Genomic DNA, 17,398 nt, shown 5'->3' on the forward strand with positions numbered 1-17,398 from the left:
CGGGCGTATGACTTCACCCGGATATACAGTTATTCATGTTCTTTGAGGATAGCCAGCTACTCCGGGCTCTGTGATAACTGAGGGTTCAACACCTCTATAAACGCTTCCAGCTGCCGCGTCATTGCGCCTCTGCGCCAGACCAGCCATGTATTCAGCCAGCGCCAGTTCTCGCTTAGCGGCCAGGCGTTGACCTGATGATGCCCTGGCATGCTCTCCAGCATCGAACGCGGGATCAGTGCGATACCCGCTCCGGCAATGACGCAGGCCAGCATACCGTGATATGACTCCATTTCGTGAATGGTGCCGGGCATGGCGCGATCGGCATGAAACCAGCTTTCAAAATGGCGGCGATAGGAACAGTTGGCGCGAAAGGCGTAAATACTGCAACCGTTGACGTCGCTGGCCCGCTTAATGGGGGGATGACCGTTAGGAGTGACAATCATCATCTCTTCACGGTAGACCGGCATTCCTTCAAGGCCTGGATGGGTAATAGGGCCATCGACAAAGGCAGCGTTCAATGTACCGTCGAGCACGCCGTCCAGCATTGTGCCAGAAGGACCTGTCGCTAACGCGAACTGAATTTTGGGGTAACGCTGGTTATATTCAGCCAGCGTGGCGGGGATGCGTACTGCAGCCGTACTTTCAAGCGAGCCGAGAGAGAAGAGTCCTTGCGGCTCATCCCCGGCGACGACCATCCTGGCTTCCTCAACCAGCGCGAGGATCCGCTGGCTGTAGCGCAAAAAGTTGTGCCCGGATGGGGAAAGCCGCAGACGCTGGTTTTCACGAATAAACAGATCAACACCCAGGTCGGCTTCAAGCTGACGTATACGGGTGGTGAGATTAGATGGCACGCGATGAACCTTCGCAGCGGCCTGCGTAATACTGCCAGTTTCCGCGACGGCATTAAACATTTCCAACTGCGTCAGATCCATAATTTTCTCTATTCGTGAATGGTATGGTTAATATTATTCATTTTTCAGAAAGAGTAAATATGCTCATGATATAACCATACCCTGCGATAAAGAGAGGCACTTAATGACTATCACAGCAGCAACACATGCGATTTCCATTGACCCTACCAGCGGTGAAAGACTGACGGCGACGCCGTGGGCCAGCGTGGAAGAGATTGATCATGCGCTGAACCTTGCAGCGAATGGCTATAGCGAATGGAAACACACTTCGGTTGAGCACCGTGCGCAAATGCTGCGCCATATTGGGCAAGCTCTGCGCCATCGTGCGGAAGAGATGGCGCAGTGTATCTCACGTGAAATGGGTAAACCCATTAAGCAGGCGCGTGCTGAAGTCGCCAAGTCAGCTGCGTTGTGTGACTGGTACGCCGAGCATGGACCGGCGATGCTCAGTCCGGAACCCACGCTGGTGGAGAACAACCAGGCGGTGATTGAGTATCGTCCGGTAGGGACTATTCTGGCGATCATGCCGTGGAACTTCCCACTCTGGCAGGTAATGCGTGGCGCCATTCCGATTTTGCTGGCTGGTAATGGCTATTTGTTAAAGCATGCGCCTAACGTAACCGGCTGTGCTGCTATTATCGCGCAGGTTTTTGCTGATGCAGGCGTGCCCGCCGGTGTTTACGGTTGGGTAAATGCTGATAACGCCGGAGTCAGTCAGATGATCTACGATCCGCGTATCGCGGCGGTAACGGTAACGGGTAGTGTACGCGCCGGTGCGGCGATTGGTGCTCAGGCGGGTGCGGCGCTGAAAAAATGCGTACTTGAGCTGGGGGGCTCCGATCCGTTTATTGTCCTTAATGATGCAGACCTCGATCTGGCCGTTAAGGCGGCGGTCGCCGGGCGTTATCAGAACACCGGGCAGGTTTGTGCGGCAGCCAAACGCTTTATTATCGAAGAAGGGATAGCGGCAGAATTTACTTCACGCTTTGTGGCCGCAGCGAGCGCGCTCAAAATGGGCGATCCGCTGAACGAAGAAAACGATCTGGGGCCGATGGCGCGATTTGATCTGCGTGATGAGCTGCACCAGCAGGTTGAAGCCACCCTTGCCGAAGGGGCGCGGTTACTTCTCGGCGGGGAAAAAATTGCGGGACATGGTAATTACTATGCCGTGACGGTACTGTGCGATGTTACTCCAGAGATGACGGCGTTCCGCCAGGAGCTGTTTGGTCCGGTTGCGGCAATTACCGTGGCGAAGAATGCGGAACATGCCTTAGCGCTGGCGAATGACAGTGATTTCGGCTTATCTGCCACGGTATTTACTGCGGATGAAGTGCTGGCGCAGAAGATGGCGTCGCGCCTGGAGTGTGGTGGCGTATTCATCAATGGTTACAGTGCCAGCGATGCCCGCGTTGCCTTTGGCGGTGTGAAGAAAAGTGGTTTTGGCCGAGAGCTTTCGCACTTTGGTCTGCATGAGTTTTGTAACGTGCAGACTGTCTGGAAAAACCGCCTTTGATGGTGTAGGTGTCTCCGCTGGAGGCACCTGTCTTATTTCTGCAATTTTTCTGTCATTTACTCTCCGTAAACTCGCGTCTAACGCTTTGATACAGAAGAGTAATATGAACATAACGCAAATTTTCCGTCGTCTTATTCCCCATCAGTTTGGTCTGTTAACCGGCATTTTTTGCATTATTGCGCTGTTCTCTGTTTTGCAGGTCGCGTCCTCCTTAATGCTTTCGGCCTCAGTAAGCGGCGCACAGCATAATGAAGGACGTAATCAACTCGCGCTTATACAACAGGCGAAAGTTGATGAAGCGCGGGTGGCGTTATTATCTGCCAGCGATTTACTTAACCGTGCGGGAGTTTATTTTATGCAGGATGCCGCCACCGGTTCGGACGGGAGTTGGCGTCCGTTAATGGAAGAGGCATACCGGGCGCTGGCGCAGTCAAAAAGTGCATGGGATGCCTGGCGGGATATGAAACCGCAGCCGGATCCGGATCTAACGGAGAGCTATCAGCGTTTTTATAGCGGTATTCAGGAGCAGGCGGATGGGCTGATGCAGTCAGGTTCCATTGATGCGTTTTTTGCCGTACCCGTGCAGGCCTTTCAGACGGACTTTAACGCTAATTACGCGCGCTTTCAGCAGCACAGTGGGCGACATGCGGAAGCTGGGCGTCAGCAGCTGTTGACCAGTCTTGAGCGTTTACAGAATCTATTTTTGTTTATTCCTCTCGTGCTGGTGGTTATCGCCTTTCTGGTCTGGCGCAGTATGTCCCGTTGGGTGATTATGCCACTGCGACGGCTGATCGATCATATCGATATTTTAGCAGCGGGGGACCTGTCTCGCCCGGCCCCGCAGGTAAGTCAGTTTAACCGGGAAGTGACGCAATTAAGTTCGCGTATTGCTGCAATGCAGCAAGGTCTCTGCGCGCTGGTGCAGCAGGTGAACGATGCCACCACTGCAATGGTAGAAAATATCAACGAACTTGCGCAGAACAATAAACAGCTATATCAGCAGTCGGCGAAACAAAGTGAAGAGTTAAGCAGCGTGACATCGCATATTTCGTTGCTGGAAATGCATGTTGAGGATAACAGTGGCTTTGCTGAACTGGCGAATCAACGCGCTGTGCAGGCGCGAGATGTTGCGGCAGGCGGGGACCGAATGATGGCGACGGTAAATACGTCAATGCAGGCGATTGTGACACGTTCGTCTGAAATGCGAGGTATTACAACGCTTATCAATAATATTGCATTTCAGACAAATATCCTGGCTCTTAACGCGGCAATCGAGGCAGCACATGCCGGGGAGCAAGGGCGCGGGTTTGCCGTGGTTGCGAAAGAAGTTGGGCTGCTGGCGCGAAAAAGCGGTCAGTCTACGCAAAACATTCAGACACTGATTAAACACTCGTTACAGGGCATTGAAGAGGGCTTTCACGCGGTTAACGGGCTGGATAAGAATTTGCAGCAGGTTATCGCACTGGTTGAGAATCTTGGCGCGTTGCTGAACGACATTTCGACTGCAACCTTAAATCAAGGGAACAATATTCACCAGTTGACTCGAAAGCTGCATGTCCTGAACGGTGAAGCCCGGCAAACCAGCGAGCTGGTGAATGCTGCATCTGACTCTTCCTTGCAGCTACACCATGAATCCCGCCAGCTTATGCAGGCCGTGGCCAGATTCCGCCTTCCGGCCTGACGCTGCGTATTCAGCTCTGTTATACTCGCAGGCCTTTCATACCTGCGAGCAAGGAGCATGTTGTGGCCAGGGCCATGGACAATTCAATTTTAGAGACCATTGTGCAGCAGGTTCGTCCGCTGATTGGTCAGGGTAAAGTCGCTGATTATATTCCGGCATTAGCCTCTGTCGACGGTTCAAAACTGGGTATTGCTATCTGTACCGTTGATGGACAGCACTATCAGGCGGGAGATGCGCAAGAACGTTTTTCTATTCAGTCGATTTCAAAGGTGCTCAGCCTGGTCGTGGCAATGCGTCACTATCAGGAAGAGGAGATTTGGCAGCGTGTCGGCAAAGATCCTTCTGGTCATCCTTTTAACTCCCTGGTGCAGTTGGAAATGGAGCAGGGTATCCCTCGCAATCCCTTTATTAACGCCGGGGCGCTGGTGGTTTGCGATATGTTGCAAGGGCGTCTAAGCGCACCGCGTCAACGGATGCTGGAAGTGGTACGGGCGTTAAGCGGTGTTTCGGATATCGCTTATGATGCGACGGTCGCGCGATCAGAGTTTGAGCACTCGGCGCGTAATGCCGCTATTGCCTGGCTGATGAAATCCTTCGGCAATTTTCACCATGACGTGACCACCGTTTTGCAAAATTACTTTCACTACTGCGCGCTGAAAATGAGCTGTGTGGAGTTGGCGCGAACCTTTGTCTTTTTGGCAAATCAAGGACATGCCTTTCATCTTGCGGAACCCGTGGTGACGCCGATGCAGGCCAGGCAGATCAATGCGCTAATGGCGACCAGCGGCATGTATCAGAACGCAGGGGAGTTTGCCTGGCGGGTCGGGCTTCCGGCGAAATCTGGTGTGGGTGGCGGCATCGTGGCGATCGTGCCTCATGAGATGGCGATTGCTGTCTGGAGTCCGGAACTGGACCCGGCGGGAAATTCACTGGCCGGTATCGCCGTGCTGGAGCAATTAACACAACAGCTGGGGCGCTCGGTTTACTGATGAATACGCTCGATCCTCTTTTTGCCCGGCTGGCGAAATCAACGTTTCGCTCGCGGTTTCGTCTTGGTCAGAAAGAAAGGCAGTATTGTCTGGATAAAGGGGCGCCGGTTATCGAACAACATGCTGCGGATTTTATTGCTAAACGACTGGCGCCTGCGTTTCCCGCCAATGATGGTAAACAGACTCCCATGCGTGGTCACCCGGTATTTATCGCTCAACATGCTACGGCAACGTGCTGTCGAGGGTGTCTGGCGAAATGGCATGATATACCTCAGGGCGTAGCGCTAAACGATGAACAAAAACGTTACGTTGTCACGGTTATTTATCACTGGTTAGTACTTCAGATGAACAAGCCATAGATAACATTATCCTATGATATGACCCCTTGTGTTGTGTAATTGTTAAAAGCAGTATGAAGGGGTCAATCTAAGGAGAAACCATGGCTTCCGGCAAACACTGCTTTGTGCTGAGCGCTGCACAGATTCTGTCGCGAATCGACGAGCTCAGCGATGTTCTTGAACGGTGCGTCAATGACGGCGCCTCCATCAGTTTTATGCTGCCCTTTAATCGCGAAAAATCAGAGCCTTTCTGGATGAACGTCGCGCAAAGTGTTTCTCGCGGAGAACGGATCGTTCTTGGTACGCAGAACGCGCAGGGGGCGCTTGTCGGTACCGTCCAACTCATTATCGATCAACCTGAAAATCAACCTCATCGTGCTGATGTTGCCAAACTGCTGGTTCACCCCTCAGCGCGACGCGGTGGCCTGGCTCGTGAATTGATGACCGAACTGGAAAGTTACGCGCGTCAACAAGGTAAAACACTGCTGGTACTTGATACGGCGACGGGCAGTGGCGCGGAGTTGTTCTACCACAATTGCGGGTGGAAAAAGGTAGGAGTGATACCTGACTATGCCCAAATGCCCGATGGGACGCTGACCGGGACCACACTTTTCTATAAAACGCTCTAATTTGTCGCCGGGGATTGATCAAAACAGGGTTTCAATGTATTAAAGTTTGCTAACCTATTGGACCAATTCAATCAGGTTGTATGACTAATCATAAAGGGAACCCATTGTGCAAACACTAAATCGTCGCGATTTCCCCGGTGCTCAGTATCCTGAACGCATTATTCAGTTTGGTGAAGGAAACTTCCTGCGCGCCTTTGTAGACTGGCAGGTTGATCTGCTGAACGAACATACCGATCTGAACGCTGGTGTGGTCATTGTTCGTCCTATCGAAAGTACCTTCCCGCCATCGCTGAGTACGCAGGATGGCCTCTATACTACTATCATTCGTGGTTTGAATGAGAAAGGCGAGGCTGTCAGCGATGCTCGTCTAATTCGTTCAGTTAACCGTGAAATCAGCGTTTATAGCGAATACGATGAGTTCCTGAAGCTGGCACATAATCCTGATATGCGTTTTGTGTTCTCTAACACCACGGAAGCAGGTATCAGTTACCACGCGGGCGATAAGTTTGACGACGCACCAGCGGTAAGTTATCCGGCTAAACTGGCGCGTCTGCTGTTCGAACGCTTCAGCTATTTTAACGGCGCATTGGATAAAGGCTGGATTATCATCCCGTGCGAACTGATTGATTATAACGGTGATGCGCTGCGTGAACTGGTTCTGCGCTACGCTCAGGAATGGATGCTGCCGGAAGCGTTTATTCAGTGGCTGGATCAGGCCAATGCATTTTGCTCTACGCTGGTGGACCGTATTGTTACCGGCTATCCGCGTGATGAGGTAGCTAAGCTCGAAGCTGAACTGGGCTATCATGACGCTTTCCTCGACACGGCAGAACACTTCTATCTGTTTGTCATTCAGGGGCCGAAGTCATTAGCCGCAGAACTACGTCTGGATAAGTATCCGCTGAATGTCCTGATTGTGGATGACATCAAACCGTACAAAGAGCGCAAAGTGGCGATTCTCAACGGTGCTCACACTGCGCTGGTTCCTGTTGCCTGGCAGGCAGGGTTGGACACCGTGGGCGAGGCGATGAATGACGCAGAAATTTGCGCCTTCGTTGAAAAAGCTATTTATGAAGAAATCATTCCGGTACTGGATTTACCGCGCGATGAGCTGGCGTCCTTTGCCAGTGCGGTGACGGGGCGTTTCTGCAACCCGTACATCAAGCATCAGTTGTTGTCGATTGCCCTGAACGGCATGACTAAATTCCGTACCCGCATATTGCCGCAACTGCTGGCCGGGCAACAGGCCAGCGGTCAATTGCCCGCACGTCTGACGTTTGCGCTGGCGGCGTTGATTGCGTTCTACCGCGGGGAGCGTAACGGTGAGTCTTATCCGGTCCAGGATGATGCGCACTGGATTGAACGTTTCCAACAACTGTGGAGCCAACATCGCGATCGCCAGATAAGTACTGAGGCGTTGGTGCGTACTGTACTGGCGGTCAAAGAACATTGGGAGCAAGACCTGACCCAGGTTTCTGGGCTGGTGGAGCAAGTTTCTGCCGATCTGGATACCATTCTGGCAAAAGGTATGCGGGAAGCCGTTAAGCCACTGTGCTAAGACGACTACCGACAACCCGGCTCAGGCCGGGTTTTTTCTGGATATAAATTAGTTACAACATACTGTGTTATTTATGTCATTAACCCAGTCTGTAACTTCCGTGCGGCTTCGTTTTGAGCAGGGCAAAAGTTGTTTGGATAATGTTGCGATTAACTTGCAACATTGATCGCTATCGCGTCTAATGTGACGGATTTCACATTTTCCCGAAGATAACCATGATCGTTCGTCCCCAACAACACTGGATACGCCTGATATTTGTCTGGCATGGCTCCGTATTATCAAAAATCTTTACCCGGCTGCTTCTTAATTTCCTTCTTTCTATTGTGGTTATTATCATCCTGCCATGGTATACGATGCTGGGTATCAAATTTACCCTGGCACCGTTCAGCATTCTCGGCGTGGCGATAGCTATTTTTCTGGGGTTTCGCAATAACGCCTGCTATTCACGTTACGTTGAGGCCCGACACCTGTGGGGGCAGTTGATGATAACTTCCCGCTCATTACTGCGAGAGGTTAAAACCACCTTACCGGACGACGCTGATCTGAGGTATTTTGTTCATCTGCAAATCGCATTTGCCCACTGTTTACGCATGACTTTACGCCGACAGCCTCAGGCAGAGCCGTTAGCGAAGTACCTGAGCGAGAAAGATATGCAGACGGTATTTGCCTCACAATCACCGGCAAACCGCATCTTGTTGCTGATGGGCGAGTGGTTGGCCGTACGCAGACGTAATGGTCAACTGTCTGACATATTATTTCACAGTTTAAACAATAGGTTAAATGATATGTCTGCAGTACTGGCCGGTTGTGAGCGGATTGCTAATACCCCGGTGCCGTTTGCTTATACCTTGATCCTTCATCGTACTGTGTACCTGTTTTGTATCATGTTGCCATTTGCATTGGTGGTCGATCTGCACTACATGACACCGTTTATTTCAGTGCTTATTTCCTATACTTTTATTTCGCTCGACACGCTTGCAGAAGAGCTTGAAGATCCGTTTGGCACTGAGAACAACGATCTGCCGCTGGATGCGATTTGCAATGCAATCGAAATCGATTTGCTGCAAATGAATGATGAAACAAATGTGCCAGCAAAGCATATGCCGGATAAGCACTATCAACTCACTTAGCGACGTTCGTTTTGCCACCACGCGGGCTGCATATCGGAAAACGAATGAAACTCCGGTGCAAGGTCTTCATCGTTAGGATCGTCAAAAGCACCGGCTAAAAGCGCAATGACCGGGGCGTCATCGATGGCGCCCACGGAGCTGCCGCACTGAGGGCAAAAGGCCCGACAGGTCGTTGCTGATGAGCGCCAGGTTTTCGGTTTTCCGGCTTTTCCCGTCCATTCTACATTTTCTGCATCAAACTCAATCCAGACGACGGTAGGGGCGCCCGTATGTTTCCGGCATATATCGCAGGAGCAGGTATGGGAATTATTAGGACTGCTGGCAGTGAAACGGATCGAGCCACACAGACACCCACCAATGTAGACTTTAGACATAACAACCCCCGTCAGAAACATATTGCAAGACACTAGCAGAAGCCAGACATAGCCACTAGATCCTTATGATAAAAAGGCGAGGGTACGCATGGCTGATAGTTTATTCCTGTGATCTGCCAGATGATAAACGCTTAACTATTGCGTCTGGCAACAATAAACAATCGCGGAAATGCCAGTAAAATTTTGCCGTTCTCCTGCAACGGATATTGTTCCTGGAGCAGTTCATGGTAGCGCGCCAGGTAATGACGTTGCTCGCTTTCGCTCAAATCCTGCAACCAGGGGCGCAGGCCCGTCGAGCTTACCCAGTCGATAATTGCCTGATGCGAATCCATAATGTGATAATACGTTGTACGCCAGATATCTACATCACAACCCGCTTCGGTCAAAATATCATAGTAGGCGTGAACGCCAGGAAGCGGAGCACGGCCACGGTCTGGGTAATCTTGTTCATAAGCCACTTCGCGCATCAATACATGCGTTGGCTCCAGCCAGTTATCTGGCATTTGCACGGCCAGAACGCCATTGTGACTCAGTTGTGAGACCAGGTGCGGGAATAATTCATAGTGATCGGGTACCCACTGTAACGATGCATTGGCATAAAGCAGATCCACGGGGTGCTCTGCCTGAAACGTACTGATATCCGCTTCAATAAAATGGCATTTTGGTAATGTGTTGCGCGCTTCATTAAGCATCGCGGGTGAGGTATCAACCCCAGTTATTTGAGCTGAAGGCCAGCGCTGATGCAGTAATGCTGTACTGTTTCCCGGGCCACAGCCAAGATCGACAACTGAACGAACACTTTCTAACGCCACTCTGCTAAGTAATTCCGCTGCGGGTCTTGAACGTTCAGTTTTATATTGCAAATAAAGCGAAGGGTTCCAGTCGGCCATGTATGAATCTCCAGTATAAGAAGAAAAGGCGGAAAGGGGGTTCATTAGTCCTTGCCGATGAGCAGCTTCTTTTAGAAGATTATATGAAAATGAATGATAAGGGCAGATTTATGCTGGAAACATCGAGACTGATTCTCCGTCAGTGGGAAGCGAAAGACAGAGCGCCATTCGCCGCGTTAAATACCGATTCCGATGTGATGCGTTTTTTTCCGGCTCCATTGCTACGGACGGAAAGCGACAATCTTGCCGCAAGATTCCAGGAAGGCATTACAGAGCGCGGCTGGGGATTTTGGGCCGTTGAACTACAAGAAACACACCAGTTTGTGGGCTGCGTAGGTTTACATCCACAACCTGATAAGTTTCATTTTTCACCCTGTACTGAAATAGGCTGGCGTCTTGCGAAATCATTCTGGCATCAGGGGTTTGCATTGGAAGCTGCCGAAGCCTGCCTGACTTTTGCTTTCGAGGAACTGGCGTTAACTGAGGTGGTTTCTTTTACTTCGGTGCTGAACAAACCGTCTGAGAACCTGATGATACGCCTTGGCATGAGTAAAGCAGAAGAGTTTGTGCATCCCGCGTTGCCGCCAGATCATCGATTAGCACAACATGTTCTGTATCGTCTGATACGCAGCAGCGCCGTTTAACACTATGTTTCAGCTGCACAAGGACGACCAAAAAAACACAGGTTCTTTCTTACTCCATCTAAGTGCGCATAATGTATATTATGTTAAATTGAATTTGAACTGTATTAGGCTTCTAACCCCATGGACCTGTTCAGTCTTCGCCCCTTCTGATTTCTCTGTCGAATAACCAATCATGAAGGTCTGAGCAACAAAGTTCGCTCCTGCAGTTGAAATGCTTTGAGCACAAGCACTCTGGATGCAAACGCTATACAGAGTGCAATCTCAACGGTTTAACGCTGACAAAACACCGACGGCGAACGGCTGGTATAGAACTGCCATGTACTGCTATTGAGTCGCAATATGCTGAAATAAAATGGTTCTTTGGGTTTAAGGAAAAAATCTGGCAACGTTCTCGCTAACAATGGATGAATGTTAGTGCCACCGGAACTTGAAGCGACATTTCCGGATTCCATAAAGTAATCATCATCCTTGCGGGTAAAGGTAAACCAGACATTTTGATTTACCGCCAGCTTTTCACCGTTATTATCAGTGATTTTTCCGCGTAAAATAGCCACCCCATTGCTGCCATTAAAAACGTACCTGACTGAAATATCACCACGAATATCTGGATACTCCATTACTAATTCTCCGGAGCAATCAAAATGTGACCGCTGCCAGTTTTGTAACGTCATCGTGACTGCAATTGTTAACGCTACTGCTAAGATGATGCCAACACACCATTTTATATTACGTCCCCACATGTCTGGACTCCGCGAAATAATAATGGGTCACACAATCATTATCCTGCCAGCGGCTAAATTGCTTTCGACAAGTTAATGCGGAGATCCGCGGGAAATTAGGATACAGCGTGAGATAAACCCAGGGATAACTTTGACAATCCAGCGTATTTGTTTTGATAAACTGCTGGTGCTGATCAAATTTAAGCACATCCTGATTGACGTACCAGTGGCATCCCTCCCCTACGCCTAAAGACACATAGCGACTGAGTTTGGGATCAAACTGTGCCTCCCAGGTCACTATTGCGGCTATAACGCAGCACACAACACCCGCCAGAATCCAGCACAGTGAGCGCATACGCAGTGATTTTGTCACTGTATTTACCGGCGTTACCGATGGCGTGACAGAGAGATCGCTAAGCGGTTCTTCAATCTTCTGTTCCAGCACTTCCAGTTGTGGCTCAAGGCGGATCCCGACTTTCGGTACGGTTACGATAAGTTCTTCATTCAGGCCAAGTTCTTTAAACGCGCGACGCAGCAAGGAAATATTCTGATAGAACGTATTATTGGTGACCTGCGCACCGTTAATATACCAGACATGCTCAAAGAAATAATCACGTTCAATAACCTGCCCCTGTTGTTGAATTAATAATAGTAAACAACGGGTTGCCGGATTGCTTAATGTTATACGTTTGGTCTCATCTGATTTCGCGTAAAGTACGTTCCGCTCTGGCCAGAATACAACGGTACTGTTAAGCAAAAACACGTGTGCCATTATGTTCCCTGAATATGGATTTTTGTCAATTTAGCTAGAGCGAGCACTGCCAGCGTTAATTTACGACAGTTGAAAATCCCCAACGATTTCCTTCATCGTTAATCACAGTAAAGTTTATCTTATTATTCAGCATTTCAGGAGGTGCTGACTTAAAAATTACCTGCCGGGAACGCGGTGAAACCACTATTCCAGTTATGGAATAGTCTCCTGAAGTTACATTAGCCAGAGATATGTTCCAGGAACTCTGATTAACAGCGTAAATCCCCCCGTTTTCATGGTGAAAACTCAGAAGATTGATGCTTTTTTCAGTCAACACGCCTGTGTTTTTCGGTCTCCATAGGACTTTTAGCTGATTTCTTAACGTTAAGCGCACTTTTTCACCAGTTGGGCTATTTTTCAACTCCGCTGGAACCTGGTACACGTTGAGCCAGAATAACGACTCATAATCGTTGGCAAGCCCCGCCCCAGTCGTCATCACCTTTATCTCGCGTTGTTCACCGGGGAGAATTTTTAGCACCGGGGGAAGCACGATAAAAGGCGAGCTGGCCTGAGATGGCCCTTTCTCTGGCGTGCCGTCATCTACCCAACTTTGAACCACCACGGGATAATTACCGTCGTTGACTAACATCACCGAGCGTTGAGTCTCTCCGTGGTTGAAGATGACCCGAGTAGTACTGATGTTAACCGCCGCATGTAGGCCAAATGCCAACATCCAGAGGCTACTGAATACGCAATAAAACTTGTACATGTGACTGGTAGCCCCCCGCCGTTAACGTATCTGCACCAAAACTTGCCAGACGAGCTTCGAAGCTTTCGCTGTAGTAATTGATGCCATCCTGGCTGCCATTTTGCTGCGTATTGCTGCCAATGACTGGCATCCAGCCGCCTTCGCTACCGCTGCCGACAGTTGATACCGCCATAAAATTCACCGGACTACCCGCGCGGTAAACTCGCACGCCAACGCCGCGAGCCCGCCCGGGAGCGCCATATTGCGTATCTAATAGCCAGGTTACGGTTTTACCAGTAATCAAATTAAAACCCCAGGCGCTGTTGACGCTGCTTTCCGGTGCAAGCAGCCCCATTGCGACATTGCTCTTCCCGGTAGCCACACCGGAAACCACCGTTGATTCGCAGGCAAATCCTATCTGGAAGGGCGCTGATGAATACTCCCCCTGCTTGAGCTGGGCCACGGAAATTGGCGGCAGATGCACAACGGGCGTAAAATCGGTAACCTGACACATTGCTGCACGTTTGACGAAGATCCCGTTATTGTACAGGCTAATCACTGACGGCCAGTCATTCGCCCAGCCAGTCCAATTTCCTCCACGGTGTGGCTGACCTATCTTGATACCCCACGAAGTTGTACCGGGCCCACGAAAAACCACGTAAGCATTGGGATTCACATAACTATTGTAAGTAGCAGACTGCGCCTGGTTGGCGTAGTAGCGTGTATCCAGCGTTTTAATCAACTCGGCACTTATCGTCGAGAAGTTCTTGGCCTTAATCAGGAAGTTGCCATTGGTATCAAGATCCAGGTTTTCCAGTGGGCGTTGCTGCCAGCTGTCGGTAAAGACGCTGCCTGTCGCATCGTGCGTCAAGCGTAATGCGACGTTTTTCATGATGGTCAGATACGCGCCAGGTACATCCGTTGCTTCATACCAGCCAGCCACGGTGTCATCGCCGTTAGTTGACCAGGCTTCATAGAGTTGTCCGGCGGTGTCCGGTGTACAACGGAAAAATACCTGCTCAGGATCGTAACCGCCGCCTTTATGGGCATAAGTGGTAAAAGGGATCCCGCCGCTGGAGGTCAGGATCGTCCCTGCCGGCTGAAAACTGCTATTACTGGTGATATCGACAGATTTACTCAATCCCGGCAATAGCCCGTTCCAGGCATCGTTGCCGCCGCCGGAGCGCCAGTCATTGGCAATGCCGTCCGTACTTGCACTAAGCCTGTGCGTGCCTTGTGCGCCACTACTTCCTGATTTATATGGATAAATAATGTATTCACATGCGGCCTGTATCTGACAAGAAAACAGCGCCAGCACCAGAAAAAATAGTTTCATGAGCGCCCTTTTGTTACGCAAGCGACCGTTAATGCAATTAACGGTTCTGTACGTTGTTGTTGGTTAAGTTTCCACGGCAATGAACAATCACTGCTTTCCAGCATCAATAGTCCCTCTTCGTCTTCAACGCGGGCATATACCTGGTTCGCCTGGGCAACCATCCCGACTACACGACCTCGACCGTCGGTCACTGCCGCTCCCATCGGTAACGTCACGTCACTCTTCACAGTGATGAGTAGCGGATAGCCAGAGAGCGTTGCAAAACGCAGTTTTACTGCGGCCCCTGCCATTGGCGCAATGCGCCGTTGACTCTCCTGAAGCTCTGCGTTGGAGTTCATTCCACTGCCGTCGAGAGTCACATTGTTATAACGATAAGGTGTCAATGAGGGGACCAGCGCATAACCCCCGCTGTTGACGGTTGCACCCTGTCCGCCCCCGACTCTGGCTCCCGCAGCGCCTGGCGCTTCCACCAGGGCAAATGTGTCGCCAACCCACGGGCCGGCAACAATGCCATGGCGATGTACAACGAGCGCCCCGCGTACCCCTGCAGACCATTGCTGATAGTTTTGTGACTGTGAGACGCTGCCGTTTAGCGTGCCGAAAGCCGTATTTTTTTGCAGTGAACCACCCCAGTCGGTCACGCTGTTTGACTCACCTTGCCCCTGTTGCCAGCCAGTAGACAGCGCGTAATTAAGGGTTTCATCCTGATCAAGCGCACCAGACAATGCCAACTGCGCATTGCGCCCAGCCTGTTGAGCCTGACTCGCCGACAGCGCCAGCGTATGCTCACGTTCGCCTATACCCAAAGGCATTGAGACGGTAAGCGTTGCCATGTTTTCTTTTTGCACTTGTGAACGGTCGCCGTTACGCCACCAGGTGTCCTGTCGGCTGAATGACATACCTAGTGTCATTCGTCCAAAGGTGGTGTTATACCCAGCCTGCAACTGAGTGCTGCTGCCACGGTCACTGTAGTAATCCATCATTGATCCCGACAGCCATAGGTTTCCGTAGCTGCTCAACGTTTGGTTCACAGTAACGGTAAACTGGTTTTTTTGACGCAGCGTATCCGAGCGCCATTGCGTATTGCTTCCGCTGACGCTTCGCTCACCCAGAACGTCACCGTAGTCACGATACCCTTCTGTGGAATAGCGATAACCCGCCAGCGCGACGTGAGTTCCTGTCGGGGTGAACGTTTTGCTCCAGTTGGTTTGCAGCCGCCAGCCACTCATGGTTTGAGAAGCAATCCGGGCCCGCGAACCGGTAACATCGACACCAAAAGCGCCCATCGACGTTGCCAGAACGCCTCCCATCAGCAGTGCCTGATAGTCGTCGCCGATCCGCAAAGCGCCATTAGCGGTCAGGAGATTCGTCATCCCGCGCTCCAGCGTGAAATCGGTAAACAGACCATCGGCCGCGCTGTAATCCCGGGTCTTACCTGCCACCAGACCGTAGCGCCAGACGCCGCGACGCAGTGATAAAGGTACGCTGGCATATGGCACGGTATAGCTACTCTTTTTGTTATCGGCGCCGGTGATTTCAACTTGTAAATCACCGTCCCAGGCTGTATTCGGCAAATCATCGAGTACAAAAGGGCCTTGTGGTACGCTGGTTTCGTAAAGCGTTCGACCATTCTGCTTAACCACAACGCGTGAAGGTGTAGATGCCGTACCACGAATTTCTGGGGCGTAGCCGCGTCGCGACTGTGGCCACATTCGTTGATCGGTTTCCAGTTTGACACCTGTAAACGCCATGCTGCCAAGCAGATTTCCCGAGGTGTAGCTTTCGCCTACCGTCAGTAAACTTTCCAGAGATGCGACAGGGTGTTGAAGCCAGGTTTGCAGCGCATCCCAACGTTGGCTTTCTCGATCGCCATCGCGCCGCCAGTTGGCAGACGACTGTTGGCGAAATTGCCAACTCCCCATGTTGAATCCGCTGCTCAGTCCCAGCCAACCATAATCACTTTGCTGACCGTTATTTTTATTGTGATAGGCGTGCAGATTGTAGTTACTGAACAACACGCTCTCGCCGCTTTGCCACTGCGACGGCGGTACATAATCCATGGGGGTACGTTTTAATGCCGCCTGAGGAACGCTGAGATTCAGACGCAATAAGCTCTGGTCAAAATCCCAGCGTCCACCGCTGATCCGAGCTTCAGGGGCGAAGCAATCCTGCGCTTGTTCCGACGCTGCTGTTACGCCCTGTTCATCCCAGAATTTCGCCGGAAGACAGGGTTCGGTACGCCCTGCTGTATTCTGGCGAAACAACACATCATCCCGCCCTACATACCGTCCATTGAGCCAGATATCCACGCTATAACGTCCCGCGACCACCGCATCCGGATCGTTGAGCATTGCCAGGCTTTTTTCGTAACCACTCCCAAGCAACAATGTTTCGTCAAAGGTGTAATTGCTGGCAAAAACAGGCATAGCTGCTGGCAAAAAAAGCCACCACCAGCGTGGATTAGTTTCGGACATTGTCCTGTTTCTCCAATGCCACGCGCCCGCTTAATGAGGCTCCCTGATCGTTAATCCAGCGCATTTGCGCGTCGTTCAATTGCGAAATTTTTGCAGGCCACGACATTGTCGCCCACGGTGCGATCGTTTCGCTCTGAATGCGCTGTTTTTTTCCCGCACCGCTGACGTCAAGTGACGAGAGCGCAAGATAGAAACCACTGTTATTGCGTAAATGCAGCTTGCCATTCTGCAGCCAGACCCGGCTGGTGTTCGCCATCTCCAGCGGCGAACCCACCAGCCCTTTGGGTCTTACCAATACTTTTACGCGACTACGTACCAGCACCAGAAGCTGGTTATCGTTTTGCGCATCCTTATTTATGGGCGGGATCTGAATGAAGTTAAACCACCATAGCGATTCCCTGTCCTGTGCAATGGGTTTGCCGATGTAACGCAGCCGCACAGTTTGCCCCGCGTGGGCCGCCATCCGAAAGACCGGTGGCGTAGTGACAAAAGGAGCGGCCGCAGTTTGTGGTACGGATTGTGCATCGCCATCATCAAGCCAAACCTGAACGACACCAGGGACGTCGCCGCGATTAGTTAATTGCACACTGACTTCCCGGCTGTCTGCCGGATAGATTATCCGGTTGCCGGTCATCACTATGCTTGCCTGCACGCAGAAGCACATCATCATTCCAACTAAACCAATAGCCAATCCTTTCATCACGCAGATCTCG

At 51.0% G+C, this 17,398-nt stretch carries 17 protein-coding genes; 8 read left to right on the forward strand and 9 right to left on the reverse strand.

Annotated elements, in window-relative coordinates:
- Positions 1-56: 56 nt before the first annotated feature.
- A complete protein-coding gene (locus tag WC1_RS12920) occupies positions 57-932 on the reverse strand; it encodes a putrescine utilization regulator PtrR (protein ID WP_003832938.1) in 876 nt (291 codons plus the stop codon).
- A 103-nt stretch (positions 933-1,035) separates the two neighbouring features.
- Here WC1_RS12920 and sad point away from each other — a divergent pair, with 103 nt between their 5' ends.
- From sad to WC1_RS12885, 7 genes are all read left to right on the forward strand, one after another.
- On the forward strand, positions 1,036-2,424 hold the full coding sequence (gene sad / locus WC1_RS12915) for a succinate-semialdehyde dehydrogenase (RefSeq protein ID WP_016150230.1): 1,389 nt from the start codon (positions 1,036-1,038) through the stop codon (positions 2,422-2,424).
- A gap of 103 nt (positions 2,425-2,527) precedes the next feature.
- A complete protein-coding gene (locus tag WC1_RS12910; protein WP_016150231.1) occupies positions 2,528-4,105 on the forward strand; it encodes a methyl-accepting chemotaxis protein in 1,578 nt (525 codons plus the stop codon).
- Positions 4,106-4,167: 62 nt separating this feature from the next.
- Positions 4,168-5,094: a glutaminase B gene (gene glsB / locus WC1_RS12905; RefSeq protein WP_003032436.1), complete on the forward strand. Its 927-nt coding sequence runs from the start codon at positions 4,168-4,170 to the stop codon at positions 5,092-5,094.
- Positions 5,094-5,453, forward strand: coding sequence for a DUF4186 domain-containing protein (locus tag WC1_RS12900; protein WP_003836300.1), 360 nt, complete (start codon positions 5,094-5,096; stop codon positions 5,451-5,453). Before glsB ends, WC1_RS12900 begins: the two co-directional genes overlap by 1 nt.
- A gap of 80 nt (positions 5,454-5,533) precedes the next feature.
- The gene (locus tag WC1_RS12895; RefSeq protein ID WP_016150232.1) at positions 5,534-6,061 is read left to right on the forward strand and encodes a GNAT family N-acetyltransferase; all 528 of its coding nucleotides are present in this window, start codon (positions 5,534-5,536) and stop codon (positions 6,059-6,061) included.
- A gap of 106 nt (positions 6,062-6,167) precedes the next feature.
- Positions 6,168-7,619, forward strand: a complete 1,452-nt coding sequence (locus WC1_RS12890; protein ID WP_016150233.1) for a tagaturonate reductase — start codon at positions 6,168-6,170, stop codon at positions 7,617-7,619.
- A gap of 215 nt (positions 7,620-7,834) precedes the next feature.
- Positions 7,835-8,749 (forward strand): bestrophin family protein, encoded by a 915-nt coding sequence (locus WC1_RS12885; RefSeq protein ID WP_016150234.1) that lies wholly within the window; start codon positions 7,835-7,837, stop codon positions 8,747-8,749.
- Here WC1_RS12885 and WC1_RS12880 read toward each other — a convergent pair.
- Complete coding sequence (locus tag WC1_RS12880) at positions 8,746-9,123, reverse strand: GFA family protein (RefSeq protein ID WP_016150235.1); 378 nt, start codon at positions 9,121-9,123, stop codon at positions 8,746-8,748. The two genes, WC1_RS12885 and WC1_RS12880, sit on opposite strands and share 4 nt — an antisense overlap.
- A 131-nt stretch (positions 9,124-9,254) precedes the next feature.
- Complete coding sequence (tam, locus tag WC1_RS12875) at positions 9,255-10,013, reverse strand: trans-aconitate 2-methyltransferase (protein ID WP_003836295.1); 759 nt, start codon at positions 10,011-10,013, stop codon at positions 9,255-9,257.
- Positions 10,014-10,123: 110 nt separating this feature from the next.
- Here tam and WC1_RS12870 point away from each other — a divergent pair, with 110 nt between their 5' ends.
- Positions 10,124-10,657, forward strand: coding sequence for a GNAT family N-acetyltransferase (locus WC1_RS12870; RefSeq protein ID WP_016150236.1), 534 nt, complete (start codon positions 10,124-10,126; stop codon positions 10,655-10,657).
- A 269-nt stretch (positions 10,658-10,926) separates the two neighbouring features.
- Here the strand turns inward: WC1_RS12870 and WC1_RS12865 are convergent, their stop codons facing one another.
- Genes WC1_RS12865 through WC1_RS12840 form a run of 6 tightly spaced genes read right to left on the reverse strand, consistent with a single transcriptional unit; the run spans position 10,927 to position 17,385 of the window.
- Positions 10,927-11,397, reverse strand: coding sequence for a hypothetical protein (locus WC1_RS12865; RefSeq protein WP_016150237.1), 471 nt, complete (start codon positions 11,395-11,397; stop codon positions 10,927-10,929).
- The gene (locus WC1_RS12860) at positions 11,384-12,148 is read right to left on the reverse strand and encodes a winged helix-turn-helix domain-containing protein (protein ID WP_016150238.1); all 765 of its coding nucleotides are present in this window, start codon (positions 12,146-12,148) and stop codon (positions 11,384-11,386) included. The genes WC1_RS12865 and WC1_RS12860 overlap by 14 nt, the downstream gene beginning before the upstream one ends.
- 55 nt (positions 12,149-12,203) lie before the next feature.
- Positions 12,204-12,860, reverse strand: a complete 657-nt coding sequence (locus WC1_RS12855) for a fimbrial biogenesis chaperone (protein WP_016150239.1) — start codon at positions 12,858-12,860, stop codon at positions 12,204-12,206.
- A 7-nt stretch (positions 12,861-12,867) separates the two neighbouring features.
- Positions 12,868-14,211, reverse strand: coding sequence for a fimbrial protein (locus WC1_RS12850; RefSeq protein ID WP_016150240.1), 1,344 nt, complete (start codon positions 14,209-14,211; stop codon positions 12,868-12,870).
- On the reverse strand, positions 14,208-16,685 hold the full coding sequence (locus tag WC1_RS12845) for a fimbria/pilus outer membrane usher protein (RefSeq protein ID WP_016150241.1): 2,478 nt from the start codon (positions 16,683-16,685) through the stop codon (positions 14,208-14,210). Before WC1_RS12845 ends, WC1_RS12850 begins: the two co-directional genes overlap by 4 nt.
- A complete protein-coding gene (locus tag WC1_RS12840; protein ID WP_016150242.1) occupies positions 16,672-17,385 on the reverse strand; it encodes a fimbrial biogenesis chaperone in 714 nt (237 codons plus the stop codon). The genes WC1_RS12845 and WC1_RS12840 overlap by 14 nt, the downstream gene beginning before the upstream one ends.
- Positions 17,386-17,398 lie beyond the last annotated feature (13 nt).

The organism is Citrobacter sp. KTE30, from assembly GCF_000398825.1.
Classification (GTDB): Bacteria; Pseudomonadota; Gammaproteobacteria; order Enterobacterales; family Enterobacteriaceae; genus Citrobacter; species Citrobacter freundii.